This is a genomic window from Sphingomonas kaistensis (assembly GCF_011927725.1).
Classification (GTDB): Bacteria; Pseudomonadota; Alphaproteobacteria; order Sphingomonadales; family Sphingomonadaceae; genus Sphingomicrobium; species Sphingomicrobium kaistense.
This window is the reverse complement of record NZ_JAATJC010000001.1, coordinates 2,790,072-2,816,488: the sequence shown is the minus strand read 5'-3', so window position 1 is coordinate 2,816,488 and position 26,417 is coordinate 2,790,072. Positions and strand designations below refer to the sequence as shown.

30 protein-coding genes and 1 tRNA gene are annotated in these 26,417 nt (G+C 66.2%); 17 read left to right on the top strand and 14 right to left on the bottom strand.

Features of this window, described 5'->3' with window-relative positions; all coding sequences use genetic code 11:
• Window positions 1-19: 19 nt before the first annotated feature.
• The gene (locus GGQ97_RS13970; RefSeq protein ID WP_168070495.1) at window positions 20-1,087 is read right to left on the bottom strand and encodes a phosphotransferase; all 1,068 of its coding nucleotides are present in this window, start codon (window positions 1,085-1,087) and stop codon (window positions 20-22) included.
• A 64-nt stretch (window positions 1,088-1,151) separates the two neighbouring features.
• Between GGQ97_RS13970 and GGQ97_RS13965 the strand changes: the two genes are divergently transcribed.
• The 5 genes from GGQ97_RS13965 (at window position 1,152) to GGQ97_RS13945 (ending at window position 5,359) form a co-directional block, all read left to right on the top strand.
• The gene (locus tag GGQ97_RS13965; protein ID WP_168070493.1) at window positions 1,152-1,997 is read left to right on the top strand and encodes a metallophosphoesterase family protein; all 846 of its coding nucleotides are present in this window, start codon (window positions 1,152-1,154) and stop codon (window positions 1,995-1,997) included.
• 20 nt (window positions 1,998-2,017) lie between these two features.
• Window positions 2,018-2,869 carry a carboxylating nicotinate-nucleotide diphosphorylase gene (nadC, locus tag GGQ97_RS13960; RefSeq protein WP_245197968.1) on the top strand — a complete coding sequence of 284 codons (852 nt, stop codon included), beginning with the start codon at window positions 2,018-2,020 and terminating at the stop codon, window positions 2,867-2,869.
• An 82-nt stretch (window positions 2,870-2,951) separates the two neighbouring features.
• The gene (locus GGQ97_RS13955; RefSeq protein WP_168070491.1) at window positions 2,952-3,362 is read left to right on the top strand and encodes a glycine zipper 2TM domain-containing protein; all 411 of its coding nucleotides are present in this window, start codon (window positions 2,952-2,954) and stop codon (window positions 3,360-3,362) included.
• A gap of 117 nt (window positions 3,363-3,479) precedes the next feature.
• On the top strand, window positions 3,480-4,886 hold the full coding sequence (locus GGQ97_RS13950; protein ID WP_168070489.1) for a nitronate monooxygenase: 1,407 nt from the start codon (window positions 3,480-3,482) through the stop codon (window positions 4,884-4,886).
• A complete protein-coding gene (locus GGQ97_RS13945; protein ID WP_168071098.1) occupies window positions 4,886-5,359 on the top strand; it encodes an SH3 domain-containing protein in 474 nt (157 codons plus the stop codon). The genes GGQ97_RS13950 and GGQ97_RS13945 overlap by 1 nt, the downstream gene beginning before the upstream one ends.
• A 33-nt stretch (window positions 5,360-5,392) precedes the next feature.
• Here the strand turns inward: GGQ97_RS13945 and GGQ97_RS13940 are convergent, their stop codons facing one another.
• On the bottom strand, window positions 5,393-6,583 hold the full coding sequence (locus GGQ97_RS13940) for a thiolase family protein (protein ID WP_168070487.1): 1,191 nt from the start codon (window positions 6,581-6,583) through the stop codon (window positions 5,393-5,395).
• A gap of 90 nt (window positions 6,584-6,673) precedes the next feature.
• Between GGQ97_RS13940 and GGQ97_RS13935 the strand changes: the two genes are divergently transcribed.
• The gene (locus GGQ97_RS13935; RefSeq protein ID WP_168070485.1) at window positions 6,674-7,831 is read left to right on the top strand and encodes an acyl-CoA dehydrogenase family protein; all 1,158 of its coding nucleotides are present in this window, start codon (window positions 6,674-6,676) and stop codon (window positions 7,829-7,831) included.
• A gap of 6 nt (window positions 7,832-7,837) precedes the next feature.
• Here GGQ97_RS13935 and GGQ97_RS13930 read toward each other — a convergent pair whose 3' ends face one another.
• From GGQ97_RS13930 to GGQ97_RS13910, 5 genes are all read right to left on the bottom strand, one after another.
• On the bottom strand, window positions 7,838-8,317 hold the full coding sequence (locus tag GGQ97_RS13930; RefSeq protein ID WP_168070483.1) for a hypothetical protein: 480 nt from the start codon (window positions 8,315-8,317) through the stop codon (window positions 7,838-7,840).
• A 1-nt stretch (window position 8,318) separates the two neighbouring features.
• A complete protein-coding gene (locus GGQ97_RS13925; RefSeq protein ID WP_168070481.1) occupies window positions 8,319-8,696 on the bottom strand; it encodes a DUF4177 domain-containing protein in 378 nt (125 codons plus the stop codon).
• 162 nt (window positions 8,697-8,858) lie between these two features.
• The gene (locus GGQ97_RS13920) at window positions 8,859-9,173 is read right to left on the bottom strand and encodes a hypothetical protein (RefSeq protein WP_168070479.1); all 315 of its coding nucleotides are present in this window, start codon (window positions 9,171-9,173) and stop codon (window positions 8,859-8,861) included.
• Window positions 9,174-9,235: 62 nt separating this feature from the next.
• Window positions 9,236-9,571, bottom strand: a complete 336-nt coding sequence (locus tag GGQ97_RS13915) for a DMT family protein (RefSeq protein WP_168070478.1) — start codon at window positions 9,569-9,571, stop codon at window positions 9,236-9,238.
• A 40-nt stretch (window positions 9,572-9,611) separates the two neighbouring features.
• Window positions 9,612-11,702 carry a M13 family metallopeptidase gene (locus GGQ97_RS13910; RefSeq protein WP_168070476.1) on the bottom strand — a complete coding sequence of 697 codons (2,091 nt, stop codon included), beginning with the start codon at window positions 11,700-11,702 and terminating at the stop codon, window positions 9,612-9,614.
• Between the two features lie 126 nt (window positions 11,703-11,828).
• Here GGQ97_RS13910 and GGQ97_RS13905 point away from each other — a divergent pair, with 126 nt between their 5' ends.
• The 6 genes from GGQ97_RS13905 (at window position 11,829) to cysQ (ending at window position 19,469) form a co-directional block, all read left to right on the top strand.
• On the top strand, window positions 11,829-13,427 hold the full coding sequence (locus GGQ97_RS13905) for a carboxyl transferase domain-containing protein (RefSeq protein WP_168071097.1): 1,599 nt from the start codon (window positions 11,829-11,831) through the stop codon (window positions 13,425-13,427).
• A gap of 44 nt (window positions 13,428-13,471) precedes the next feature.
• On the top strand, window positions 13,472-14,026 hold the full coding sequence (locus GGQ97_RS13900; RefSeq protein ID WP_168070474.1) for a hypothetical protein: 555 nt from the start codon (window positions 13,472-13,474) through the stop codon (window positions 14,024-14,026).
• Between the two features lie 77 nt (window positions 14,027-14,103).
• Entirely contained in the window at window positions 14,104-15,933 is a 1,830-nt protein-coding gene (locus tag GGQ97_RS13895; RefSeq protein ID WP_168070472.1) for an acyltransferase family protein, read from the top strand.
• Window positions 15,930-17,789, top strand: coding sequence for an acetyl/propionyl/methylcrotonyl-CoA carboxylase subunit alpha (locus GGQ97_RS13890; protein WP_168070470.1), 1,860 nt, complete (start codon window positions 15,930-15,932; stop codon window positions 17,787-17,789). Before GGQ97_RS13895 ends, GGQ97_RS13890 begins: the two co-directional genes overlap by 4 nt.
• Before the next feature lie 104 nt (window positions 17,790-17,893).
• Complete coding sequence (locus GGQ97_RS13885; RefSeq protein ID WP_168070468.1) at window positions 17,894-18,673, top strand: SDR family oxidoreductase; 780 nt, start codon at window positions 17,894-17,896, stop codon at window positions 18,671-18,673.
• A gap of 1 nt (window position 18,674) precedes the next feature.
• Complete coding sequence (gene cysQ, locus GGQ97_RS13880) at window positions 18,675-19,469, top strand: 3'(2'),5'-bisphosphate nucleotidase CysQ (protein WP_209022868.1); 795 nt, start codon at window positions 18,675-18,677, stop codon at window positions 19,467-19,469.
• Here cysQ and GGQ97_RS13875 read toward each other — a convergent pair.
• Window positions 19,454-19,735, bottom strand: a complete 282-nt coding sequence (locus tag GGQ97_RS13875) for a hypothetical protein (protein ID WP_168070466.1) — start codon at window positions 19,733-19,735, stop codon at window positions 19,454-19,456. The genes cysQ and GGQ97_RS13875 overlap by 16 nt on opposite strands.
• Window positions 19,736-19,895: 160 nt before the next feature.
• On the opposite strand from GGQ97_RS13875, the gene GGQ97_RS13870 reads away from it, so the two are divergent.
• The gene (locus GGQ97_RS13870) at window positions 19,896-20,819 is read left to right on the top strand and encodes a winged helix DNA-binding protein (RefSeq protein ID WP_168070464.1); all 924 of its coding nucleotides are present in this window, start codon (window positions 19,896-19,898) and stop codon (window positions 20,817-20,819) included.
• 118 nt (window positions 20,820-20,937) lie between these two features.
• On the opposite strand, the gene GGQ97_RS13865 is transcribed toward GGQ97_RS13870, so the two are convergent.
• Window positions 20,938-21,013 (bottom strand) — tRNA-Val (locus tag GGQ97_RS13865).
• Window positions 21,014-21,095: 82 nt separating this feature from the next.
• The gene (locus GGQ97_RS13860) at window positions 21,096-21,662 is read right to left on the bottom strand and encodes a helix-turn-helix domain-containing protein (protein ID WP_168070462.1); all 567 of its coding nucleotides are present in this window, start codon (window positions 21,660-21,662) and stop codon (window positions 21,096-21,098) included.
• A 97-nt stretch (window positions 21,663-21,759) separates the two neighbouring features.
• Here GGQ97_RS13860 and GGQ97_RS13855 point away from each other — a divergent pair, with 97 nt between their 5' ends.
• A complete protein-coding gene (locus GGQ97_RS13855; protein WP_168070460.1) occupies window positions 21,760-22,230 on the top strand; it encodes a DUF6456 domain-containing protein in 471 nt (156 codons plus the stop codon).
• 67 nt (window positions 22,231-22,297) lie between these two features.
• Here GGQ97_RS13855 and GGQ97_RS13850 read toward each other — a convergent pair whose 3' ends face one another.
• The 4 genes from GGQ97_RS13850 to rpsF form a co-directional block, all read right to left on the bottom strand.
• The gene (locus tag GGQ97_RS13850) at window positions 22,298-22,825 is read right to left on the bottom strand and encodes a hypothetical protein (protein ID WP_168070458.1); all 528 of its coding nucleotides are present in this window, start codon (window positions 22,823-22,825) and stop codon (window positions 22,298-22,300) included.
• Between the two features lie 154 nt (window positions 22,826-22,979).
• A complete protein-coding gene (gene rplI / locus GGQ97_RS13845; RefSeq protein ID WP_168070456.1) occupies window positions 22,980-23,579 on the bottom strand; it encodes a 50S ribosomal protein L9 in 600 nt (199 codons plus the stop codon).
• A 12-nt stretch (window positions 23,580-23,591) separates the two neighbouring features.
• Window positions 23,592-23,816, bottom strand: coding sequence for a 30S ribosomal protein S18 (gene rpsR, locus GGQ97_RS13840; protein WP_168070454.1), 225 nt, complete (start codon window positions 23,814-23,816; stop codon window positions 23,592-23,594).
• A gap of 3 nt (window positions 23,817-23,819) precedes the next feature.
• Entirely contained in the window at window positions 23,820-24,260 is a 441-nt protein-coding gene (rpsF, locus tag GGQ97_RS13835; RefSeq protein WP_168070452.1) for a 30S ribosomal protein S6, read from the bottom strand.
• A 277-nt stretch (window positions 24,261-24,537) separates the two neighbouring features.
• Between rpsF and GGQ97_RS13830 the strand changes: the two genes are divergently transcribed.
• The 3 genes from GGQ97_RS13830 to GGQ97_RS13820 are packed head-to-tail and all read left to right on the top strand — an operon-like array spanning window position 24,538 to window position 26,390.
• Window positions 24,538-25,647, top strand: a complete 1,110-nt coding sequence (locus tag GGQ97_RS13830) for a phage portal protein (RefSeq protein WP_168070450.1) — start codon at window positions 24,538-24,540, stop codon at window positions 25,645-25,647.
• The gene (locus GGQ97_RS13825) at window positions 25,644-25,964 is read left to right on the top strand and encodes a DUF6127 family protein (RefSeq protein WP_209022867.1); all 321 of its coding nucleotides are present in this window, start codon (window positions 25,644-25,646) and stop codon (window positions 25,962-25,964) included. Before GGQ97_RS13830 ends, GGQ97_RS13825 begins: the two co-directional genes overlap by 4 nt.
• A 3-nt stretch (window positions 25,965-25,967) precedes the next feature.
• Window positions 25,968-26,390 (top strand): HK97 family phage prohead protease, encoded by a 423-nt coding sequence (locus tag GGQ97_RS13820; RefSeq protein ID WP_168070448.1) that lies wholly within the window; start codon window positions 25,968-25,970, stop codon window positions 26,388-26,390.
• Window positions 26,391-26,417: the final 27 nt, after the last annotated feature.

Sequence of the window (26,417 nt, the reverse complement as noted above, 5' to 3'; positions counted from 1 at the left end):
TACCGGGGCGGCCTTTTCGCTAGAGCCGGGCCTGTTCGGCCTGTGCCCAGGCCATGGCGGCCAGCGGCTCGAGGACCTTGGCGCTCTCCGCGGCGTGCGCGCTCGACGCATTGCCGCGGGCGAGGCGGCCCTTGATGCCGTGGATGATGGCGGCCAGCCGGAACAGGTTGAACACCATCAGGTAGTCGAACGCCGGGATGCCCTTGCGCCCGGTGCGGCGGCAATAGGCGGCGACATAGTCTTCCTCGCTTGGGATGCCGAGCGAGCCCAGGTCGAGTCCGCCAAGGCCGGTGAACAGCCCGGCCGGCATGCGGTACATCATGCAATGGTAGACGAAGTCGCTTTCGGGATCGCCGAGCGTCGACAATTCCCAGTCGAGCACCGCCCGGACCTGCGGATCGGCGGCATCGAAGATCATGTTGTCGCAGCGATAATCGCCGTGGATGACGCGGCTGTCCCCGCTGTCGGGCGGAAGGTGGGTGCCCAGCCAGTCGACTAGCCGGTCCATGTCCTCGTTGCGCCCGGCCTCGACGTCGCCGAGATACTGCTTCGACCAGCGGGCGACCTGCCGCTCGACGAAGCCGCCGGCCCTGCCATAGTCGCCGAGCCCGATCGCGGCGGGGTCGTAGCCGTGCAGCCGCGCAATGGTCGCGTTCATCGCGTCGAAGTGCGCAGCCCGCTCGACGGGCGTCAGGCCGGGAAACTGCGCCTCCCACACGATCCGCCCCGGCACCATGTCCATGACGAAGAAGGCGGTACCGATGATCCCCTCGTCCTCGCACAGGCCGTGGACGCAGGGGACCGGGAAACCTTGCGCGCCCAGCGCCGCCATCACCTTATATTCGCGGTCCACCGCATGGGCGCCCGGAAGCGTCTTGCCCGGCGGCTTGCGGCGCAGGACGTAGGAGGCGGCCGGCGTGTCGAGCTTGTAGGTCGGGTTGGACTGGCCGCCCTTGAACTGGCTGACGACCAGCGGTCCGGCGAACCCGTCGACATGCGCTTCAAGCCAGCGTCCGAGCGCGGCCTCGTCGAAGCGAAGGCGCTCCGACACCTCGCGCGTGCCGGTGTTTGCGGTGGTGCGGTCCATGGGCTCGGCACCCTAAGCGCGAGGCGGCACGAAACAAGCCGCCCCGTCGGCGCATTGTGACCCCATGGCCCGTATCGTACATCTTTCCGACCTTCACTTCGGCGCGCACGACGAGAGGATCGTCGCCGCCGTCCTGGCCGAGGTCGACTCCGCCGCCCCCGACCTCGTCATCATCAGCGGCGATTTCACCCAGCGCGCGAAGACCGAGCAATATCAGGAGGCCTGCCGCTTCCTCGAGAAATTGCGCGACGCGGGGCACGAGATGCTGGCGGTTCCGGGCAACCACGACGTGCCGCTGTACGACGTGTTCCGCCGCTTCCTGTCGCCGCTCGCCCGCTACAAGAAGTATATCGACGAAACCCTGTGCCCCTGGCACCGGATGGACGGGGTGTCGGTCCTCGGCCTCAACACCGCGCGGTCGCTGACGATCAAGGACGGGCGGATCAATTCGGAGCAGCGCGATTTCGTCTGCCGCCATTTCGAGGAAGCACCGCAAGGCGACCTCAAGGTGCTAGTCACCCACCATCCGCTGTTCGCGCTGCCGGTCAGCGACGAGGGCATCCTCGGGCGTCCGGTCGGGCGGCAGGAGAAGGCGCTCGACGTGGTGAACGAGCTTGGGATCGATCTCCTGCTCGCCGGGCACAACCATCGCGCCTCGACCCATCACGCACGGGACCTGGTGACTCGCGCCGGCGGAGCCCTGGTGGTGCAGGCCGGCACCGCTACCTCCGTCCGCACGCGCGAAGAGGAACAGAGCTTCAACATCCTCGAGGTCGAGCCCGGCGCGGTGGCGCTCGGCCTCAAGCGCTGGACCGGCGACTCGTTCGAGACCGCCGAACCGACCCGTTTCACCAAGGAGGACGGCGCCTGGCACCGGGCCGAGGTGCTGGCGGACCCCGCCGAGGCTTGAGCCCGCGGCTCCCCCGCTCCATGAGCGATGCCATGATCAACGGCTTCGACATGCACGACTTCGTCACCCGCACCCTGGCCGAGGACATGGGCGAGGGCGGGGACGTCACCTCGGCCGCGACCATCCCGGCGGAGGCGCGCTTCACCGCCACCATGAATTGCCGCGAGGAGATCGTGGTCGCGGGAATCGAGATCGCTGCCGCCTTCTTCCGCCGGCTCGATCCCGACGTCATCCTGGAGTGCGCCATCGCCGATGGCATGCGCGTGCCGGCCGGAACGGTGCTGATGCGGATCGAGGGCAAAGCGGCCTTGATGCTGACCGCCGAGCGCGCGGCGCTCAACACGCTGCAGCACCTGTCGGGTATCGCCACGCTCACCCGCCGCTATGTCGATGCGATTGAGGGCACCGGCGCGATCCTGCTCGACACCCGCAAGACCATCCCCGGCCTGCGGGTGCTGGAGAAATATGCGGCGCGGATGGGCGGGGCGCAGAATCACCGGATGCGGCTCGACGACGGGCTGCTGATCAAGGACAATCACGTCGCTGTGAATGGCTCGGTCGAGGCGGCCGTCGCCCGCGCGCGGGCCTATGGTTCCAGTCTGCCGGTGCAGGTCGAGGTCGACCGGGTGGAGCAGATCGAGCCGGCCCTTGCGGCCGGTGCCGACCGCCTGCTGCTCGACAATATGGCCCCGCCGGTATTGCGCGAGGCGGTGGCGCTGGTCGCCGGGCGGGTGCCGCTGGAGGCGTCGGGCGGGGTGCGCCTCGACACCATCCGCGCGATTGCCGAAACCGGCGTCACCTACGTGTCGGTCGGGCGGATCACGCAATCGGCTCCGGCGGTCGATATCGGGCTCGATTTCGCGCTCGCCTAGCTGAACGAACGCCAACAGCGCGGTTCAGGCAAGCGACACGGCGAAAGGCCCAGAACGGCTCCAACGCAAAGGAGCCAAGCTCATGGTCAACAAGTTCATCATCGCCGCCGCTGCCGCCTCGCTCGTCGCCATTCCGGGCGCCGCCAGCGCGCAATATTATCCCGGCTACGGCGGGTATAACGGTGGCTACAGCAACACTTATCAGCGCGGCTACAACGGCTACAACAACTACCAGCGCGGCTACAACGGCCAGACCTATTACGGCAACCGTTGCTCGGGCACGACCGGCACCATCGTCGGCGGCGTCGCCGGCGCGGTGGTCGGAAGCCAGATCGCCGGTGGCCGTCGCAGCTACGATTATTACGGCAACCGCCGCGGTGGCAGCGGTGCGACCGGTGCCATCATCGGTGGCGCGGTAGGCGCCCTGCTGGGCCGCAAGGTCGACAAGGACAGCTGCAACCGCCGGAACAACAACTACGGCTATCGCTACTAAGCGAGGGGCGTCGCTTAGGGGGGGCTGCTGGGCAATGGTCCAGCAGCCCCTTTTTCGTTTGGGGCTGCGGTGGGCCGGAGTATAGGCGCTGTTTCGCAAAGAACTGGGAGTGCCGACGTGTTCAAGGGTTTGTCGCCGATCAACTACCGCGGGCGCGACGTGTGGCCGCTGGTCGAGGGCGGCAAGGGGGTCTCGGCCACCAACCACATGAGCTCGGGCGCGTGGGCGGCCGCCGGCGGTATCGGCACGGTCAGCGCGGTCAACGCCGACAGCTATGATCCCGAAGGGCGGATCATCCCGCAGGTGTACAGCGGCATGACCCGCCGCGAACGCCACGAGGAATTGATCAAGTACGCCATCGACGGCGCGGTGACGCAGGTCGAGCGCGCCTACGAGATGTCGAACGGCAAGGGCGCCATCAACATCAACGTGCTGTGGGAAATGGGCGGCGCGCAGCCGATCCTCCACGGCGTGCTGGAGCGGACCCGCGGCAAGGTCGCGGGCGTCACCTGCGGCGCCGGCATGCCCTACAAGCTGTCCGAGATCGCCGCCTCCTACGGCGTCTCCTACCTGCCGATCGTCAGCTCTGGCCGCGCGTTCCGCGCCTTGTGGAAGCGCGCTTATTCCAAGTTCGCCGACTATCTGTCGGGCGTGGTCTACGAGGATCCGTGGCTGGCCGGCGGCCACAACGGGCTGAGCAACGCCGAAGACCCCAAGGTCCCGCAGGCGCCGCTTCCCCGCGTCGCCGAGCTGCGCACGATGATGCGCGAATGCGGCGTGCCCGACAGCGTTCCGATCGTCATGGCCGGCGGCGTGTGGCGGCTCGACGAATGGGAAGACTGGATCGACAACCCCGAGCTTGGCGCGATCATGTTCCAGTTCGGCACCCGCCCGCTGCTGACCCAGGAAAGCCCGATCCCGCCCGAGTGGAAGGCGCGCCTGACCACGCTGGAGGAGGGCGACGTCCTGCTGCACAAATTCTCGCCGACCGGCTTCTACAGCTCGGCCGTGCGCACGCCGTTCCTGCGCAACCTGGAAGCGCGCTCGCATCGCCAGATCGCCTTCACCAAGGAGGCCGTGGGCGACCACATGTTCGAGCTGGACGTCGGAATCGGCACCAAGAAGAATTACTGGGTGACCAAGGGCGACCTGCAGCACGCGCGCGAATATTATGGCGCCGGCTTCACCCAGGCGATGAAGACCCCCGACGACACTTTGGTGTTCGTCACGCCGGAGGAAGAAAAGGTCATCCGCAAGGACCAGGCCGACTGCATGGGCTGCCTCAGCCAGTGCAGCTTCTCGAGCTGGGCCGACAATGAGAAGAACTCCACCGGCCGGCTGGCGGACCCGCGCAGCTTCTGCATCCAGAAGACGCTGCAGGATATCGCCCACGGCGGGCCGGTCGACAACAACCTGATGTTCGCCGGCCATTCGGCCTTCCGGTTCAAGACCGACCCCTTCTATTCGAACGGCTTCGTCCCCACCGTGGGGCAGCTGGTGGAACGGATCCGGACCGGCGCGTGATGAAGCGGCTGGCCGGACTGGTGCTGCTGGGGCTGGCGGCGGGCGCGTCGGCGCAGGACCGCGCGGTGCCTTACTGGGCGTCGATCAGCAGCGGCGAAGCGATGATGCGCACCGGCCCGGCCCGCACTTATCCCGGCATCTGGCTCTACAAGCGGCGCGACCTGCCGATCCGGGTCCTCAAGATCCACGAGAACTGGCGGTTGATCGAGGATAGCGAGGGCACCCGCGGCTGGATGCTGCGGACCATGCTGAGCGACACCCGCACCGCGATCGTCAAGGGCAGCGAGCCCCGCCCGGTTCGCGCCAGCGCCGACGACGGCAGCCGGGTCCGCTACCTTGCGGAACCCGGCGTGGTCGGCCGCATCGACGAATGCGGCGAGGGCTGGTGCCACATCAGGTTCGGCAAGCGCGAGGGCCACATCAAGGTGGCCGACCTGTGGGGCGTCGCCGAGGGTGAGACGGTCGAGGATTGAAAGCTCCCCGGCCGCAACCGGGGAGCCTCTGGCTTACAGCAGTTCGACCGCCACCGCCGTGGCTTCGCCGCCGCCGATGCAAAGGCTGGCGATGCCGCGCTTCAGGCCCTTTTGTTTCAGCGCGTTGAGCAAGGTGACGATAATGCGGGTGCCGCTGGCGCCGATCGGGTGACCGAGCGCGGTGGCGCCGCCGTGGACGTTGATCTTGTCGTGGCCGATGCCGAGGTCCTTCATCGCGAACATGGCGACGCAGGCAAATGCCTCGTTGACCTCGAACAGGTCGACTTCGCCGATCGACCAGCCAGCCTTGTCGAGCACCTTGTGGATCGCGCCGATCGGGGCGATCGTGAATTCGGCCGGGGCCTGGGCGTGGGCGGCGGTGGCGACGATGCGGGCGACCGGGGTCAGCCCCTTGGCCGATGCATCCGACTCGCGGGCGAGGACGACCGCGGCGGCGCCGTCGGAGATGGACGAGCTGGTCGCCGCGGTGATCGTGCCTTCCTTGTCGAAGGCGGGCTTGAGCTGCGGAATCTTGTCGGGGCGGCCACGGCCCGGGGCTTCGTCGGTGTCGACCACCGTCTCTCCGGCGCGGCTCTTCACCGTCACCGCGACGATCTCATCCTTGAACCCGCCGCCGTCGATCGCCGACTTGGCGCGGTTGAGGCTTTCGATCGCATAGGCGTCCATGCCTTCGCGGGTCAGCTGATAGTCGTTGGCGGTGGCTTGGGCGAAGCTGCCCATCGCGCGGCCTTCCTCATAGGCGTCTTCGAGCCCGTCGAGGAACATGTGGTCGTAGATCTTGTCATGGCCGATGCGCGCGCCGCTGCGGTGCTTCTTGAGGAGGTAGGGCGCGTTGGTCATGCTCTCCATGCCGCCGGCGACGATGACGTCGGCATTGCCGGTGAGGATCGCCTCGGCGCCCATGATCACGGTCTGCATGCCCGAGCCGCAGACCTTGTTGACGGTGGTCGCCTGGACGCTGGTCGGAAGTCCCGCCTTGATCGCCGCCTGCCGCGCCGGGGCCTGGCCGAGGCCGGCCGGAAGCACGCAGCCCATGTAAATGCGGTCGATGTCGCCGCCGTCGACTCCGGCCCGCTCGACCGCCGCCTTGACCGCGGTGGCGCCAAGATCGGTCGCGCTGACGTCGGCCAGCGCGCCCTGCATCGCTCCCATCGGGGTGCGGGCATAGGAGAGGATGACGACGTTATCGGATGCGGTGGCCATGACAGCGGACTCCGTGAGAAGAATGTTGCACTGCAATAAGCATTCGGGCCGCCTTGTCCAAGTCTTAGCCCCTCTGCTAGCGCCGACGTCATGTCAGCACCGACCCTCGACTTCGACCTCGGCGAGATGGCCGATACCATCCGCGAGTCCACGCAGCGCTTCGCGGCCGACCGCATCCAGCCGATCGCGGCGGAGATCGATCACAACGACCGCTTCCCGATCGAACTGTGGCCAGAGATGGGCGAACTCGGCCTTCACGGAATCACGGTCGAGGAGGAGTGGGGCGGGCTTGGCCTCGGCTACCTCGAGCATGTCGTGGCGCAGGAGGAAGTCGCCCGCGCTTCGGCCTCGGTGGGCCTCAGCTACGGCGCGCACTCCAACCTGTGCGTCAACCAGATCCGCCGCTGGGCGAACGACGAGCAGAAGAAGAAGTACCTGCCCGGCCTGATCGACGGCACCAAGGTCGGCGCGCTGGCGATGAGCGAGGCGGGCGCCGGGTCCGACGTCGTGTCGATGAAGCTTAAGGCCGAGAAGTCGGGCAATGGCTATCGCCTCAACGGCACCAAGTTCTGGATCACCAACGGCGCTTATGCCGACGTGCTGGTGGTTTATGCCAAGACGACGCCCGACGCCGGCAGCCGCGGCATCACCACCTTCCTGATCGAAAAGGGCATGGAGGGTTTCTCCATCGGCCAGAAGATCGACAAGGTTGGCATGCGCGGCTCGCCGACCAGCGAATTGGTGTTCGACGATTGCCTCGTGCCGGCCGAGAACATCATGGGCCCCGAGAATGGCGGGGTCGGGGTACTGATGAGCGGCCTCGATTATGAGCGCACGGTGCTGGCGGGCATCCAGCTCGGCATCATGCAGGCCTGCCTCGACGTGGTCATCCCGTTCGTGCGCGAGCGGGTGCAGTTCGGCAAGCCGATCGGCGCGCAGCAGCTGATGCAGGCCAAGATCGCCGACATGTATGTCGCGCTGAACAGCGCTCGCGCCTACGTCTATCAGGTCGCCAAGGCCTGCGACGCGGGCAAGACCACCCGCTTCGACGCGGCGGGCGCGATCCTGCTGGCGAGCGAAAGCGCGTTCAAGGTGGCGGGCGAGGCGGTCCAGGCGCTGGGCGGAGCGGGCTATACCAAGGACTGGCCGGTCGAACGCTTCATGCGAGACGCCAAGCTGCTCGACATCGGTGCGGGAACGAACGAGATCCGCCGGATGCTGATCGGACGGGAACTGATCGGGGCGTGATCAAGCTCAAGGTTTGAGATCACCAAAAAGAGCTGGGAACTCTGCAATCAGCGCTTTGCGTTTGTCGTGATTGTAATTGCGACCGCTCCAAATGCCGAGAACCAGTAAACTCAAACCGACTGGAAAGGCGGGAAGGAGTAGAAGTATGCCTGCCACTATTGTTCCGATTGAGAACCAGTTTTGTGTCAACGTCCATCGCGCTCGGGCTTCTGTCTTGAGAAGTCTTTCCAAAGCACTCCGGCCGTAATCGGTCGGCGCCAGTGCGGCCAACGGCGACTCGTGAGCAATCGATAGCTTTCCGCATTCGTGACGTAACGGCACTCCTATGGCCGTCTTTTCGGCAACTAAAGCGTCCAGTGCAGCAGCCTGACGTTGCTGTTCTTGGCGGGCGAGGTCAGCGCGGGCCTCCTGCTTCTTGCGCGCCTCGTCTCCGTCCTGACTTGCCAGTTCCGCCCGCCGCGCCGCTACCTTTGCCTGAATGTCCATTTCAAGCCTCGTCGCTGTTGCTGAGAAGAGCACCCAGAAATGCGCCACCGGCAGCTAAGCCGATAGCTCCGGCCGCTGCGCGTCGGCCACCCTGTCGCGCTCTGTCCTCGGCAGCGATGACATCGTCCACGCACCGTGCCGCGCGGTTTTCCCGTTCAGCTTCAGCAACGGGACGTTCGAAGGTAATCATCAATGTCTCGCGATCCGACAGAACGAGATGGCGCTGAAGGACCTTCTCCATAAACTTCAGGCGCCACCCTTCCGACGCCATGGCGTTTATGTACGCTTCAAGAACATCAGTTTCGATTCGCCCTTCGCCAATAAGAAGCGAACTAAGCGCGCCGTCTGCGACATCAATGACCCGATACTCATACGCCATTCCGTGCGACAAGATTCCTGCTCCCCCGATACTAGACCGAGTGAAGCATGATCATTCGTCGTGAACAATAACTATTGGCCGGGCAATTTTGCGCTGATTACCAAAGCCTGCTTGGCTTATGTGGTCGATTGCCGAGCACCCGCGAAGTTTATCGGGCGAAGGCTAGCGCGCGGCCTGCTTGCCGACGACCTTGTCGTAGGCGTGCAGCACCTTGTCGCAGGCGGAGCGGACCACCGCATCGACGCCGGCGCCTTCGGCCGAGGCGACCACGGGCGACAGATGCTCGGGACGGACTTCGATCGAGCAGCGATATTCGGGAGTGCTGCCCCGGCTTTCCTTGACGTGGGCGATATGGACCTGGGCGCTGGTCACCTTGCCGTCGAGGCGCCCGAGGCGATGATTGACGATGCTCTCGACCTGCTCCTGGCTCGCTTCGTTTTCCTGCACCTGATTATCGCGATTGAAGTCGATGAACACGCCCGTCTCCTGAAAGTTGAGTCGGGTGGTGAACGTCCGCGATGGAGTCGCGGTTGCGCGACTTACTTGCCGGCGAACAGAAATCCGACGGCGGCCATGATGCATCCGAAGGCGGCGAGGTGCCGCCAGTGGAGCGGTTCGCCAAGCACGGTTACCATGAAGCCGCCGAACACGATCAGCGTGATCGCTTCCTGCGCGATCTTGAGCTGGGCGCCGGTCCAGCCGTTGGCGTAGCCGATCCGGTTGGCCGGCACCGCGAAGCAATATTCGACCAGCGCAATGCTCCAGCTGATGAAGATCACCAGCAGGATCGGTTTGCTCATCCCGCCTTTCAGGTGCCAGTACCAGGCGGCGGTCATGAAGATGTTGGAGCAGATGAGCAGCAGGATCGTCGGCATGACGTCCTGCTAGCTCATCCGGCCAATCGCGGGGAGGGGCTTACCAGACCTTCACCCGTTGTTCGGGCGCGAGATACAGTTTCTGCCCGGCCTTGATGTCGAAGGCGCCGTACCAGGGATCGAGGTTTCGGACGGTCTGGGCGCGATATTGGCCCGGTGCATGGCCGTCGGTGGCGATCCGGCCGCGGAGCGTCTCCTCGCGCATCTTGGTGGCCCAGGCCTGGCCATAGGCGATGAAGAAGCGCTGGTCGGCGGAGAAGCCGTCGATGGTCGGCGCGGGCTTGCCGCCGAGGCTGTCGTGATAGGCCTGGTAGGCGGCGGCGAGCCCGGCGACGTCGGCGATGTTCTCACCCAGCGTCAGCTTGCCGTTGACGTGCAGCCCCGGAAGCGGCTCGTAGGCGTCATATTGCTTGGCCAGCGCGTCGCCGGCCTGGCTGAAGCGGGCGAAGTCCTGCGGCGTCCACCAGTTGCGCAGCTTGCCGGTCGAATCGAACAGGGCGCCGTTGTTGTCGAAGCTGTGGCTGATCTCGTGCCCGATCACGCTGCCGATCGCGCCGTAATTATAGGCGGGGTCGGCCTTGGGATCGAAGAAGGGCGCGACCAGGATCGCGGCCGGGAAATTGAGCGCGTTCTGGACCGGCAGGTTGACCGCGTTGACCAGCTGCGGCGGCATCCACCATTCGCTTCGGTCCATCGGCTTGCCGATCTTGGCAATCTGATGCTTGTATTCGGCGAGGCCCGCCGCCTTCTGGTTGGCATAGGCATTGTCGGCGGCGATGGTCACCGCGCCATAATCGCGCCAGCTGTCGGGATAGCCGACGCCGACCACGATCGACTTCACCTTGGCCAGCGCTTCCTGCTTGGTCGACGGCGCCATCCAGTCGAGCGCTTCGACCCGCTTGGCGAAGGCGGCCTTGATCTGGTCGACCATCGCCTGGACCTCGGCCTTGGCCGAGGCCGGGAAATAGCGTTCGACATAAGCCTTGCCGACCGCGTCCTGCAGCGCGTTGCTGGCGGCGTTCAGGGCCTGGATGTCGCGCGGGCGCTGTTGCGGAGTGCCTTGCAGCGCGGTGCTGTTGAAGGCGAAGCTGGCGTCGCGGATCGGGCGGGGCAGCACGTTCGCCTGCTGGTTCAGCGTGTGAAACGCCAGCCAGTCCTTCCATGCGTCGAGCGGCTCCGACCCGACCAAAGCGGCGAGCCGGGGGATGGCGGTCGAGTGATAGGCCTGGAACTTGGGCGCGCGCCCGAGCTGTGCGGCGCCGAGCAGCGCGCCCCAGTCCAGGCCGGGGGCGTTCTTTTCGAGTTCGGCGCGGGTCCAGACCTTGGCCGCCTTGCTGAAGTCCTCGCTCTCCTCGCGGCTGGCATGGGCCTGAGCGATCTTGGTCTCCAGCGCCACGACGCGGCCGGCGGCACCGGCGGCGTCGGGGTGGCCGGCGGCCTGCATCATGGTCTGGACGTAGTTGCGATACTTGTCGCGGAGGCCACCCATCTTGGCGTCGGCGGACAGGTAATATTCGCGCTCGGGCATGCCGAGGCCGCCCTGGAGGATGTAGGGCAGGGTTTCGCCCGGCGTGTTCAGCCCCTGCGTGACGAAGATTCCGAACAGGTTGTCGGTCTGGAAATTGGTCGCGTTGAGCGGGTCGACATCGGCCCTGAGCGAAGCGCCGATCGCGGCCGACAACGCGCGCTTGTCGGGAATGGCGGCGATGGCGTCGAGATCGGACTTGGCCGGCGTCATCCCCGCGCGGTCGATCGCGTCGGTGTCGAGATACGCCTTGTAGTAGTTGGCGATCCGCCCCTCGTTCGAGTTCGCGTCCTGGTCGGTCTTGAGCAGGTCGTCGAACAGCGCCCGGGTGTTCTTCTCGCGGACCTGGTCGGCGATGTAGAAGGCGCCGATGCTCGACCGGTCGGCGGGGATTTCGGCGGTCTTCATCCAGCCGCCGTTGGCAAACTGATAGAAATCGTCGCCCGGGGCGACCGACCGGTCCAGCGAGGCCGGATTGATGCCAAGCGCGGTGCCGGCCTCGGTCGCAGCCGCTTCCGTCGGATTGCCGTCCTTGGTGCTGACGTTGCACCCGCCAAGCGAAAGGGCGAGCGCGGAGGCGGCGAGCAGGAGCGGCGAGCGGAGCATAAGGGACCTCGTGACGTGAACCATGTTCGCAATGCGCTGCGACCACCTGCCGCGCTTTGCAAGCGCGCACCGCGCGGCTAGGCGCGGAGACGACACGTGTTTTCGACGAACGGGATAGCCAACAGCATGAGTGCGCCGCGCCTCGACACCAAGGTCCAGCCCGACAGCCCTGAATATCAGGCGCGCGCGGCGCATAATCGCGCGCTGGCCGACAGGCTGCGCGCCGACGTCGCCAAGGCCGCCCTCGGCGGCAGCGAGAAAAGCCGCGAGCGCCACGTTTCGCGCGGCAAGCTGCTGCCCCGCGAGCGGGTCGAACGACTGCTCGACCCCGGCTCGCCCTTCCTCGAGATCGGTCAGCTTGCGGCCTGCGACATGTACGAGGGCGACGTCCCGGGCGCGGGAATCATCTGCGGCATCGGGAGCATTTCCGGCCGCCAGGTGATGATCGTCTGCAACGACGCCACGGTAAAGGGCGGCACCTATTATCCGCTGACGGTCAAGAAGCACCTGCGCGCCCAGGAGATCGCCGAGGCCAACCGGCTGCCGTGCATCTATCTGGTCGACAGCGGCGGCGCCAACCTGCCGCACCAGGCCGAGGTGTTCCCCGACCGCGACCATTTCGGGCGGATCTTCTTCAATCAGGCGAACATGAGCGCGCTCGGCATCCCGCAGATCGCCTGCGTGATGGGCAGCTGCACCGCCGGCGGCGCCTATGTGCCGGCGATGAGCGACGAGAGCATCATCGTGCGCGAGCAGGGCACCATCTTCCTTGCCGGCCCGCCGCTGGTGAAGGCCGCAACGGGCGAGGAGATCAGCGCCGAGGAGCTGGGCGGCGGCGACCTCCATGCCCGCAAGTCGGGGGTGGTCGACCATCTGGCGGACGACGACGAGCATGCGCTGACCATCGTTCGCGACATCGTCAGCACCCTGCCGCCCCAATATGCCGAGCTGGAGGGCACCGAGCCGCGCGATCCCGCCTACGATCCGCAAGAGCTGTACGGCATCGTCCCGCAGGACGTCCGCGCCCCCTACGACGTGCACGAGGTGATCGCCCGCATCGTCGACGGGTCGGAATTCCACGAATTCAAGCCGCTTTACGGCACGACCCTCGTCACCGGCTTTGCGCATATCCACGGCCAGCCGGTCGCGATCCTCGCCAACAACGGCGTCCTGTTCAGCGAAAGCGCGGTCAAGGGCGCGCATTTCATCGAGCTGGCCTGCCAGCGCCGCGTGCCTCTGCTGTTCCTGCAAAACATCTCCGGCTTCATGGTCGGCGGCAAATATGAGGCCGAGGGCATCGCCAAGCATGGCGCCAAGCTGGTCACCGCCGTCGCCACCGCGCAGGTGCCCAAGCTCACCGTTCTGATCGGCGGCAGCTTTGGCGCCGGCAATTACGGCATGTGCGGCCGCGCCTACTCGCCCCGCTTCCTGTTCAGCTGGCCCAACAGCCGGATCAGCGTGATGGGCGGCGAGCAGGCGGCGAGCGTGCTGGCCACCGTCCACCGCGACGCCGACAAGTGGAGCCCGGAAGAAGCCGAAGCCTTCAAGGCCCCGATCCGCGAGGACTATGAGGCGCAAGGCAATCCCTGGCACGCCACCGCGCGGCTGTGGGACGACGGCATCATCGACCCCGCCCAGACCCGCGACGTCCTCGGCCTCGCGCTCGCCGCCTGCCTCAACGCGCCGATCCCGGACCGCCCGCGGTTTGGCGTGTTCCGGATGTAGGCCTCGGCAGCATCCTGTTCTTCCCTGTTCAGTAAGGAATTTTCGTGGCGTCATCGCGTGCCGGTCGCTTGGCCATCCTGCCCACCGCCGTCACCGGATTCGCGGTGGTCATGGTCATGAACCTCCTGCACGAGGCAGGGCATGCCCTCGCCGGCAAGGCCATGGGCTATGACGTGATCGTGCGCACCAATCATGCCACCGTCGCCTCGGGCCGGTTCGATTCGGTCGCCGACGGCCTGACCATGGCGGCCGCCGGACCGCTGGTGACCATCGCCATCGCCCTGGTCGCCTGCCTCACCGCGCGGCGTGGCTCGATCCTGGCCGCGGGGATCGTCCTAGCGGCTTTGGCATCGCGCCTCATCGCTGCAGCCGCCAGCCTCAATTATCCCAACGACGAAGCGCGTATCTCGATCGCGCTTGGCCTTGGCAAATGGACCCTGTTCGGGGCCGTGATCTCCCTTCTCGCGCTGCTCACCGCGTTCGCCTTGCGCGGAAAGCGCCTCGGCTGGCGCTGCTATCTCGGCGCCTACATCGGCGCTTCGGTCGGCACCGCCTTGGTGGTGCTGGGCGAACCCTGGCTTCCCGTCCTTCGTTTTTGATTCGCAACGCTTCCGGAGAAAGCCGCCTTGTCCTCCATCGTCCGCCAAGATTGGGCCCGCGCCGAGATCGCCGCGCAGTGAGCGTGCGCGCGCCGGCAATGGCGTTTCGCCCCGATATCCAGCTGCTCCGCGCCGTCGCGGTCCTGCTGGTGCTCGGCTACCATCTCGGGTTCGCCGGTTTCGGCAATGGCCTGCTTGGAGTGGACGCCTTCTTCGTCATCAGCGGCTATCTGATGGAGAAGCTCTACCGCCCGGGCGATGGCGCGATCACCTTCTGGCGCCGTCGCGCGGCGCGGCTTCTGCCGGCCTATTTCACCATCCTCGTCGTGACGCTCGTCACCGCATTCCTTGTGGTCCTCCCCGATGCCTTCGCGCAGGTCGCGGCTCAGGCCGTCAGCGCCGCACTGTTCGTCCCGAACATCCAGTTCTGGTCGGCCGACAACTACTTCAATCCGATCAGCTTCGTCCCCTTGCTCCACCTCTGGTCGCTTGGCGTGGAGTTCCAATATTACCTGCTGGTACCGGCCATCGTGTTGCTTGTCCGACGCTGGCCGTGGCTGATGGGGCTGATGATCCTTGGCTCGTTGCTCGCCTGCCTGGCCATGGTGACGATCAGCCCGAAGACCAGCTTCTTCATGGTGCCGTTGCGGCTGTGGGAGTTCGGACTTGGCATGCTGGTCGCCTCGCGTCGCGGGGATGCGCCGATCCTGCCGCGCTGGGTCTTCCCCGTGGCGCTCGCGGGACTTGCCGCGCTGATGGCGTTGCCGATCGATGGCACCGCGACCAGCATCGTGCGGGGGCATCCAGCGCTTGGTGCGATGCTTGCCTGCGCGCTGACCGGACTGGCGCTGGCCAGCGGCCTTCGCGACACGGTCCTCGACAATCGGCTTGGTCGCGGCGCAGTCCGGCTCGGCGACATCAGTTATTCGCTCTACCTCGTCCATTTTCCGCTGATTGCGCTGGTCGGCTATGTCCCGTTTGGCGGCACCCGCCTCGGCAACGGGGACGGCACTGCCGTTCTTCTGTTCGCCATCGCGCTGGGGCTGGCGATCTTGCTTCATCGACTGGTCGAACGACCGGGCGGATCGATCGTCACCTGGCCGCGCGCCCTGATGGCGGCGGCGGTCATGGCTGCGATCGCCCTTGTTGCGCCGAGGGTGCAGCAACACCGCTTCGATCCTTATGAGCAAAAGGTCTTTGCCGGATTCGAGGACCGCGCTCCCTACCGCTGCGGGAAAATGTTCCGCATCACCAATTTCGGCGAGGGGGCCTGCATCTTGGCTCCGGCTTCGGGCGAACGAACGGTGCTGCTGGTCGGCGACAGCCACGCCGACGCCATCAAGCGCAGCTTTGCCGCGGCCGCCACGGCAAACGGAACACGGGTCGCCTTCCCGGTATCGAACGAGCCCTTGCTGATCCCGGCGCTCGGCCCTGACTGGCTGCTGGGCGAGGCGAAGCGGGTCGGCGCCACCCATATCTACCTCCATTATCATTCCGCGCACCTCACGCCCGCGCTGGTCGAGGCGACGGTGGTCGCGGCGCGCGCGAAGGGGATCGGGGTAACGGTGATCCTGCCCGTGCCTGAGGACCAAGCGTCGATTCCCGCGCTTCTCTACGCCGCGCATCGTCGCGGCGTTTCCGCGCCGATGCTCGACCGCGCTGCATACGACCGCTCGATCGAGCCCCTTCTCTCGGCCTTTGCGAAGATGGAGGGGGTGGACGTGCTCCCCGTTGCGCGGGCGCTGTGCGGGGCAGGGCCTTGCCCGCTCGCGGCCGCCGATGGCACGACCTACTATTTCGACGCGAACCACCTGACCCTGACCGGTGCAAGACGGCTCCAGCCCATCTTCGCCGCGCACATTGCGGGACTCGCACCGGGCCGCAAATCGGATAGTGAGGCGCTATGATCACCTCTCTCCTCATCGCCAATCGGGGCGAGATCGCCTGCCGGGTCATCCGCACCGCACAGGCGCTCGGCATTCGCACGGTTGCGGTCTATTCCGATGCTGACGCCAGCGCACTGCATGTCCGAATGGCGGACGAGGCGGTGCACATCGGGCCGTCGCCTGCGCGCGAGAGCTATCTGGTCGGCGAGAAGATCATCGCTGCGGCGAAGGAGACTGGCGCCGAGGCGATCCATCCGGGCTATGGTTTCCTGTCGGAGAATGCCGATTTCGCGCAGGCGGTGATCGACGCCGGACTGGTCTGGGTCGGACCCAAGCCTGCCAGCATCCGCGCCATGGGCCTGAAGGACGCCGCCAAGAAACTGATGGCCGATGCGGGCGTGCCGGTGACGCCGGGCTACATGGGCGACGACCAGTCGGCAGAGCGGCTCAAGGCGGAATCCGACGCGATCGGCTATCCTGTCCTGATCAAGGCGGTGGCCGGGGGCGGCGGCAAGGGGATGCGCAAGGTCGACCGCGCGGTAGACTTTGCCGACGCGCTGGACAGCTGCCGGCGCGAGGCAGCGTCGAGCTTCGGTAACGACGTTGTGCTGCTCGAGAAGTGGATCGAAAGCCCGCGTCACATCGAGGTGCAGGTGTTCGGCGACAGTCACGGCAACGTCGTCCACCTGTTCGAACGCGACTGCTCGCTTCAGCGCCGCCACCAGAAGGTGATTGAGGAAGCCCCCGCGCCCGGGATGGACGAGGAAACGCGCGCGGCGGTGTGCGGCGCCGCGGTGCGCGCGGCGCAGGCGGTCAATTACGAAGGCGCCGGCACCATCGAGTTCATTGCCGATGGCAGCGAGGGTCTGCGCGCCGACCGCATCTGGTTCATGGAGATGAACACGCGGCTGCAGGTCGAGCATCCGGTGACCGAGGAAATCACCGGCCAGGACCTCGTCGAATGGCAGCTTCGCGTCGCCAGCGGCGAACCGCTACCGAGGCGCCAGGACGAACTCGCCATCACCGGCCATGCGATCGAGGCGCGGCTTTATGCCGAGGACCCGTCAACCGGCTTCCTGCCCAGCACCGGGCGGCTCGACCATTTCGACCTCGGCGAAGAAGGCCGGATCGAAACCGGGGTGGAAGAAGGCGATGCGATCTCGCCCTTCTACGACCCGATGATCGCCAAGCTGGTCGCCCACGGCGATGACCGTGACGAGGCGATCGGCACGCTTACGGCGATGCTCGACGGGGTGGAAGTGTGGCCGGTCCGGACCAACGCCGGGTTTCTCGTCAACTGCCTGCTCGACGAGGATTTCGAGGACGCCGCGCTCGATACCGGCTTCATTGGTCGCAAGCTCGATACGCTGGTCCCGGACAATGAGCCCGACGACGCACTGTGGCGGGCCGCCGCGGTGGTCGCGCTCGCGGCCGAGGAGCAGCCCGCGCTGGCCGGGTTCCGCCTCAACGCCGCCACGGCGCCAGCCGCGACATTGAGCTTCGGCGCCGACCGTCGCCGCATCGTGCTCGACGATGCCGAGGATTATGCGCCTGCTTCGGGCTTTGCCGATGACAGCCGAGTGGTGCTGTTCGAAGGCGGGCAGGTCTATGCCTTCGACCGCCGCGCCCGCGGCAGCCATGCTGGCAGCGCGGGCAGCGGCAGCCTGCTGGCACCGATGCCGGGCAAGGTCACCAGCGTCGATGTCGCGGCCGGCGAGCGGGTCGAAAAGGGCCAGCGGCTGCTGACGCTCGAGGCGATGAAGATGGAGCATGCGATGCTTGCCCCGTTCGACGGCGTGGTTGCGGAATTGAACGTCGAGGCCGGCGCGCAGGTGCAGGTCGAAGCCGTGCTGGCGCGGGTCGAGGCGTCCGAATAATCCTGTCCACCAAGCGAGCCTTTGGGTAGACGCGCTGCAGTCACGCAGGCGTCCGAACCTGACCAAGGGACGCCATCAGTTACTTCTCGGGAGAGCGCTCGATCATGAATATCAACGGCATTGCGGCGGTAGTCACCGGCGGCGCGTCGGGGCTTGGTGAAGCCACTGCCCGGGCGCTCGCCGCCAAGGGCGCCAAGGTCGCCATCTTCGACCGCAACCAGGAGCAGGGCGAAAAGGTCGCGGCCGACATCGGCGGCATCTTCTGCGACGTGGACGTCACAAATGACGACACCGTCGCCGCCGGCTTCGAGAAAGCCCGCGCCGCCCATGGGCAGGAGCGGGTGCTGGTCAATTGCGCCGGCGTCGCCAATGCGGTGAAAACCGTCGGCCGCGACCGCGAAACCAAGGCGGTGAAGAAGTATCCGCTCCACCAGTTCGAACTGGTGATCGGGATCAACCTTGTCGGCACCTTCCGCTGCATTGCCCATTCGGCGGCCGGGATGGTCGACGCGGAGCCAGGTGAGGACGGCGAAAAGGGCGTGATTATCAACACCGCCTCGGTCGCGGCCGAGGACGGCCAGATCGGCCAGGCGGCCTATTCGGCGTCCAAGGGCGGCGTGCTGGCGATGACCCTTCCGATTGCCCGCGACCTCATGAACGAGGGTGTCCGGGTCAACACCATCCTTCCGGGCGTGTTCAAGACGCCGATGGTCGCGATGATGCCGCCGCAGGTCCAAGATGCGCTGGGCGCGCAGGTGCCGTTCCCCAAGCGCCTCGGCCAGCCGCATGAATATGCCAACCTCGCCGTGTTCATGATCGAAAGCGGATACATGAACGCCGAGCATGTCCGCCTCGATGGCGGCATCCGGATGGCGCCCAAGTAAGGTGGATCTGGCGGCGCTGCTGGACCCGCTCGGGGCTGCCTGCCGCGAGGCGGGGGAGGCCATCCGGGCAGTCCGGAGCCGGGGCTTCGCAGTCGAGCGCAAGGGCGACCTGTCACCGGTGACCGAGGCCGACCGCGCGGCCGAGGCGATCATCCTGGCGGCGCTTGCCCGGCATGCCCCCGGTGTTCCGGTGGTGGCCGAGGAGGAAGCGGCGGCGGGCCGCATCCCCGACCTCGCCGAGGCCTTCTTCCTGGTCGATCCGCTCGACGGCACCCGCGAATTCGTCCGCGGCGGTGACGATTACACCGTCAACATCGGCCTGGTTGTGGCAGGAACGCCGGTGCTGGGCCTGGTCCTGGCCCCCGAGCAGGGGCGCCTGTGGGCAGGTGTTGTCGGACTTGGCGCCTGGGTCGAAGAAGCGGACGGGAAACGCAGCGTGCTCAAGGTCCGCTCGCTAGGCGAGCGGCTGAGCGTGGTCGCCTCCAAATCGCACATGAACCAGGCGACCCGCGATTTCCTTGCCGCCGAATTGCCCAACGCCGAGCTGGTATCGGTCGGCTCAAGCCTCAAATTCTGCCTGCTGGCGGAAGGGAGCGCCGATTATTACCCGCGGCTGTCGCCTACGTCGGAATGGGACACGGCCGCCGGCCATGCGGTCCTTCTCGCCGCCGGGGGGCGCGTCGAGGGACCGGACGGCTTGCCGCTGGGTTACGGCAAGCCCGGCTTCCTGAACGCAGGCTTCGCCGCCTCCGCCGGCTGGGATGGGCCGGTGCTCGCGACCTACATGCCGGACTGACTGGCCGCGCCCGTGCGAAAGGGGTGCGGCGGCAGGTCCCAGAGCGGGTCGTTGTGGGCGCGGCGGATGTCCGGGTTGCTGAACGCGAGGCTGTCCAGCTCTGCGCCGATCGCCTTGAGGCGGCCGAGCAGGCCCAGCGCTTCGTTGCCGACGATCAGATCGCCGGTGAGTTCCTCGGCCAGCCGCGACGACTGGCGGATGCCATGGCGCAGGCTGATCAGTACCTTGCCCCGGTACCAGGTGTCGTCGCTGTTGCCGCTGGTCATTTCGCCCTCGTTATAGTCGCCCCCAACCCGCAAGACACCCGTTCTTGTTGCCGCCCGATGGCAGTCACATCCGATGCGGACGAAGATTTCGCTGACATGGCGCCGATTTGCAGTGTAGTCTGCTCAGGCTCGGTTAGTTTGACTCCCACAGGATGGTGTCATGACCGTTGCCACGTCTTCACTCCGTTATGACAATGCAGAACCCGCCCGTGCGCCCATCATGGTCGTCGGCGACACGCCCGCCGCGCGCCACCGTGCCCGCACCACGGCAGAACTGAGCGGGCTCAGGACCTTGTCGGAGCTCAGCCCGGCGGAAGCGGTGGAAGCGCTGGAGGAGCGGGCGACGCTGTCCGCCTTGTGGATCGAGCTCGACGACGAGCCGACCCTTCCCGTCCGACGCCTGCTCGATCGCGCCGGGCGGGAGTCGGCACGCAAGAGCTTCGGGGTGGTGGTCGCCACCCGGCTGGAGCAGGTCGACGAGGTGTTGGCGCAGCTTGCCGATGCCGATGTCGAATTGCTGGTCAGTGCCGATGAGATGGAACGCTTCTCCAGCCTTTCGCTGGCGGTGCAACCCCAGCATATCGGCGCCGCGCGGGACGTTGCCTCGGACGCCAGCGCCGCCCGCCTGCGGCAGCTGAGCGAAGAGGTCAGCCGCATCGCCTCCACCTTGGCGCGCCTGAGCACGGCCTCCGCCGGCCCACCGCTGTCGCCCGCGACCATGGCGCCACCGCGTTCGGACGTTCCCAACGTGTCCGCCGAAGCGCTGCGGTCGATGATCAGGGCACGGCGGCTTCGCTCCACCTTCCTTCCCGCAGACCTTTTCGCCGATCCGGCCTGGGACATGCTGCTCGACCTGCTGCAGGCCGAGATCGTTCAGCATCGGGTCCCGGTTTCAAGCCTGTGCATTGCCGCCGCGGTTCCCGCGACCACGGCCCTGCGCTGGATCAAGTCGATGACCGATCGCGGCTTGCTGGTGCGGCGGGACGATCCCCACGACGGTAGGCGCGTCTTCATCGAAATGGCTCCGGCCACAAGCGCGGGACTGCGCCGCTACTTCCAGGAAGTGGGGATGGCCGCGGTGTAGGCGCCACGGTGACGGGGGCAGAGGATTGCGCTTTGGCGGACTGTGAGGATGGCCATGTCAAAGGACCGAATTCTGTCGGTTCTGTCCCGATATCCGGCAGCCCGTCATGGGCGGGATGTGGTGGGCGCTGACGGGTTCGAACCGCCGACCTACTCGGTGTAAACGAGCCGCTCTACCAACTGAGCTAAGCGCCCCAAGGCAGGGGAGCGGCGCCTTTTCCAGTCTTTTCGCCGCCGGTCAACCGCCGCCAAGCGCTCAGCAAGTCGGGCGGGGGGTTCAACCGAGCTTGCGAACGAGTCTGGCGGGAAGCGCGAGGAAGCTCGGATCGCTGACCACGACCTGGCGGGCACCGCTGCCAAGGGGAAGCAGGTGCAGCTTGCCTTCTTCGCGCGCGAGCAGCCGCCCAAACTGGAAGCGGCCACTGGGGCGAGGAACCAGGACATCGCGATTGAGCGCACGTCCAAATTGCTCCGGGCTCAAGCGATCGCACCACAGTTCGTCGCCGGTGCGATAATCGGCGATGCTGGCGGTGACGAGGATGGCGACTTGCGCCGGCTCCGGGCGAGGAGGAAGGACCACCTGGGCCTTGCGCGGAGCGACGGCGCTGTCACCGTTGAGGAGGGCAATGACCTCCAGCTTCTCAGCCTCGGGATGATCGACAAGATCGGTCGGTGACACGCCGAGCGCATCCGCGATGCGATTGAGCCACCCGATCGAGACCGTCCGCATGCCGGTTTCGAGGCGTCCGATCGTTTGCGGTGTCGTCGCCGGCGAGCAGGCCCGTGCCACGTCGTCCAAGGTCATGCGCTTGGCTTTGCGGACTTCGCGGATACGCGTGATCATCAACTTCCCCCTACGAACCTTTTAGGTTTTTTTCTCCTGTCCTACATTCGACGCGATCTGGCAAGTGGGGACGACTCGGGTCTGGCAGGGGGGATGCATGGCCAAGCGCGTGATTATCGAGCAGGCGGTCAAGGACGGCGGCAAAGTTACCCGTGGGGTTCGTCGCTCGGTCAGTGTCAATCAGGTGGAGTCGCCGCTCGGATGGCTTCATCGCCATGGCCATCTCGATCGCCGGCAGTTCGATGCCGGCGAGCAGCTGCGTGCGGACTGGGAACGTGCGAACTTGTCGCCTTGCGTGACGATGCGGTGGGATCCGGCTCCGGGTTCCAGTGCGCAGGGCAGCGGACAGAAGCTCGAACGAACCGAGATGCAGGCGATCGCCAAGGCCCGATTCGACGATGCCCTCCAGTCCGCCGGGACGGGGCTGTCGGACATCCTGTGGCGGATCGTCTGCGCGGGCGAGGGGATGCGGGACGCTGAAACGGCCCTTGGGTGGCCGGCGCGGGCAGGCAAGCTGGTCCTGAAAATGGCACTCGACCGGGTCGCGGACTACTACCGCATCCGATAGCCGATCGAGCCAAGGAGGCGAGAATTGGCCTGGGAGCGCAACCGCGCGCGCCCCCAGGCCGAAAACCTTACAGGCTGCTTCCCTCGATGTCGCCATCGCGACTGTGGGCGCGCTCGGTATCGATGTCGGTCGTTCCGCCCTTTTCGGCCGAACCCATTGCGTCACCGCTCATGGCACCCTGGCCTTGATCGGCGAAGCTCTGGTCCTCGGCGTCGAGGCTGCCTTCGATACCCGAGCGACCGGTACTGCCGCCGAGATTGGCGTTCGACCTATTGGGATCATCGACACTTCCCGCGATGCCGGACCGACCTGTGCCGGCGCTGCCAAGGTCATTCTCGGTGCCGCTGAACAGCCTGGTTTCGCGACCTTCGCCAGTCTCACCGGACTGTCCCTCGTCGCTCTCCTGGCCGAGGCTGCTGCCATTCGGGTCGAGAGTTTCACTGCCCGTGTCACCGCTGTTGCCGTACGAGGCCTGGCCGGTCGACATGCCGCCATCCGCCTGTCCAGCGGTTCCTGGTTGTGGGGCAGGCTGGCGGCCCTGAGGGGTTTGTCCGTCGAGGCCTTGCTGGCCAGGGATGCGATCGTCGGCGTTCATGTCGTCTCTCCTCCAAGTCCCACGCTCTTCAAGGGAAATGGCCGGAGAAGACGAGCGTTCCGCGGCGTTGCGGCAGACGGAAGTCCTTGCGACAAAAGGAAAGGGCCGCCCGGTAATACCGGACGGCCCTTGTCACTGGTTGCAGCGATGGAGATCAGGCTTCGGGAGCCTGCTCTGCCTCCGCTTCGCCTTCCTCGGCAATGGTGCCGGGCTCGGCGTTGGGATCGTAGGCCTCGGTGAAGCCGGCGTTATCACGCTCGAACATCTGGGCCATGACGTCGACGCCCTGCGCCTGCAGCTCGGCCTCTTCAGGCGAGCGGGCGACGTTCACCTTGACGGTGACCGCAACCTCGGCGTGGAGGACGACGCGCACTTCGTGCATGCCGATCGACTTGATCGGACGATCAAGCACGACCTGGCTCTTGGCGACCTTGGCACCGTCGGCCTCGAGGGCATCGACGATATCGCGGGCGCTGACCGAACCATATAGCTGGCCGGTGTTCGATGCCTGACGAATCAGCTGGACGGTCTTGCCGTCCACACCCTTGGCCGAGTCCTGCGCCGCCGTGCGACGCTCGGCATTGTCGGACTCGATCTTGGAACGATTGGCCTCGAACAGCTTCCGGTTGGCTTCGTTGGCACGAAGCGCCTTCTTGCGCGGCAGGAGGTAGTTGCGAGCGAAACCGTTCTTGACGGTAACGACATCGCCGATGGCGCCGAGCTTCTCGACGCGCTCAAGCAGGATGACATCCATGGGTAGCGCTCCTTACTTGACCACGTAGGGGAGCAGGCCGATGTGGCGGGCGCGCTTGATCGCCTTGGCCAGCTCGCGCTGCTTCTTGGTGCTCACCGCGGTGATGCGGCTCGGGACGATCTTGCCACGCTCAGACACGAAGCCCTGGAGCAGACGAACGTCCTTGTAGTCGATCTGGGGAGCATCCTTGCCCGAGAAGGGGCACGACTTGCGGCGGCGGAAAAATGCACGGGCCATCGGTTACGCTCCCATCTCTTCGCGCGGACCACGGTCGGGGCGATCGCCCCGGTCCATGCGGGGACCACGATCGCCGCGGTCACCACGATCACCGCGATCGCCACGCTCACTGCGGTCACGCTCCTGACGACGCATCATCGCCGACGGACCCTTCTCATGCGCGTCGACGCGCACGGTCATGTAGCGGATCACGTCTTCGTTGATGCCCGTCTGGCGCTCGAGCTCGGCGACGGCAGCGGCCGGCGCGTCGATGTCGAGCATCACGTAATGGGCCTTGCGGTTCTTGGCGATCCGATAGGCGAGGCCACGGAGACCCCAGGTCTCGGCCTTGACGATGCTTCCACCGTGTTCGTTGATGATGTTGGTTGCCGTCTCGGCAAGGGCGTCGACCTGGGCTTGAGCCAGATCCTGCCTTGCGAGAAAGACATGCTCGTAAAGCGGCATGCAAGTCTCTCATGTTGACCGATCGCTGACATCCGCCCCATGCGAACGCCCCTCCGGCTGTCGTCGGTATTCCTGATGCCCGCCGCGCAAACGGATTGCGGCAACGGACGCGGGCCTTTGGCACAGGTGGGGCCAGCACGCAAGTCCGGCTCATGACCGCACAAACCCAACTAACCTATCAGGCACAAAACGCTTGACATCGTCACGCTATTCTGGCACATACATGAACACTGGGACGAATCGCAGGACGGTCGGCCCGATCATCAAAGGATCTGAGATGCGGTGGTTCGGACGCAAGTCGGCGGACGTTCCGCCGCTGTTCCTGTCTTATCCGGGGCCAAGCGAACGCAACCTCTTCCCGAGCGGCTATCAGGCACAGCTAAAAGAGGTGTTCCTTGGTAATCCGGTCGGTCAGCGGGCAGTACGGATGGTCGCTGGCGCGGTGGGCGCGCTCAAGGTGTACGCGCTCGAAGGCGATAACGCAGCGGCCTCGCTGATCGGGCGCGCCAGCCTGCTCGAGCAGGTTGCGGCTTCGCTGCTGCTGCATGGTAACGCTTACCTTCAGCTGGTCGAAGCGCTCGGTGCCCCGGCAGAGCTGTTCCTGCTGCAACCGGACCGCGTCACGGTCGACACGGACGAGCGCGGATGGCCGCGCGGCTATACCTACCGGGCCGGTCGCAGGTCGGTCAGGATCAATCGCCACGATGCTCTCGAACGCGTCCAGCTCATCCATATCAAATCGCTCAATCCGGTGCAGGATCAGAGCGGGCTTGGATGCCTGGAAGCGGCATGTGCTGCCGCGTCCATCCACAATCGTGCGAGCCGCTGGAACAAGGCGTTGCTCGACAATGCGGCGCGGCCCTCGGGTGCGCTGACCTACGATCCGCCGGATGGCGCGCCGCTGAGCGCGTCGCAATTCGAACGTCTTCGCGAGGAGATCGAGAAGCAGTTCAGCGGGAGCCTCAACGCCGGCCGGCCGATGCTGCTGGAGGGGGGATTGCGTTGGCAGTCGCTTGGGTTGAGCCCGACCGACATGGATTTCGTGGCGGTCAAGGAAGCCGCGGCACGCGATATCGCGTTGGCCTTCGGAGTGCCGCCGGTGTTGCTCGGCCTGCCCGGGGACACCGCCTACAGCAACCTGCGGGAAGCCGGGCGGGCGCTTTACCGGCAGACGGTGCTGCCACTTGCCGAACGCATCATCGGCGAGATGTCGGAGGCGCTGCGTGACTGGATCGGTCCGGTCAAGCTGGCCATCGACACGGATGCGATCAGCGAGCTTGCGGAGGATCGCGAGCGGCTGTGGCAGATGGTGGCCCAAGCCGACTTCATTTCGTCCGAGGAGAAGCGCGAAATGCTCGGCTTCGAGCGCAAGAGGCAGCAGCATTGATCCGGCGGGATTCGGACGAGCTGCTCGCCCAGCTTATCGCCAGCGCGGAAGGGCAGCCGGTCAATTTCGTGATCCTGCAGGCCATGGTCGAGGAGGCCAGCAACGCCGGCGCCTGTCGGGCACTCACTTCCTTAGGCCTTGAGGACAAAACGGCGCGACGCGACATGGATGAGCTGCGCGAGTTGCTTGGGGCCTGGCGCGACGTCAAGAAATCGGCCTGGCAAACGGTCGCCAAGTGGTTGGTCCGAATTTGCCTGGCCGGACTGATGGTGTCGATCGCCTACCAGTCCAACCTTCGCGACCTGCTGAGGAACTGAGCAATGCGCATCGAGCGAGCCCGGAAGGGGCTGCGCTTCGCCGGCTATGCGTCGGTGTTCGACCGCGTCGATCGCGGCGGCGATATCGTGCGCGCTGGCGCCTTTCGGCAGTCGCTGGAACGGAACGGCACGGTGCCGCTGTTGTGGCAGCACCAGGCGGGGCGGCGGGTCGGGCAGATCGAGCATCTGGCCGAGGATGCGCGGGGGCTACAGGTCATCGGGCGGTTGAACGATGACGAGTTCGGACGACTGCTGGCCCGAGAGATCGAGCAGGGGCGATTGTCGGGACTGAGCTTCGGCTACCGCGTGAGGTCGGCGGAGCAGCGCGCTTCGGCCCGCGAAATCCGCGACCTCGAGCATCTGGAAGTCAGTCTAGTGCGGCGGCCAATGCAGCCGCTCGCCTGCGTCCACAAGGTTGCTCCGTAACCATTCTGGTTGCGGGGCCACGATTCC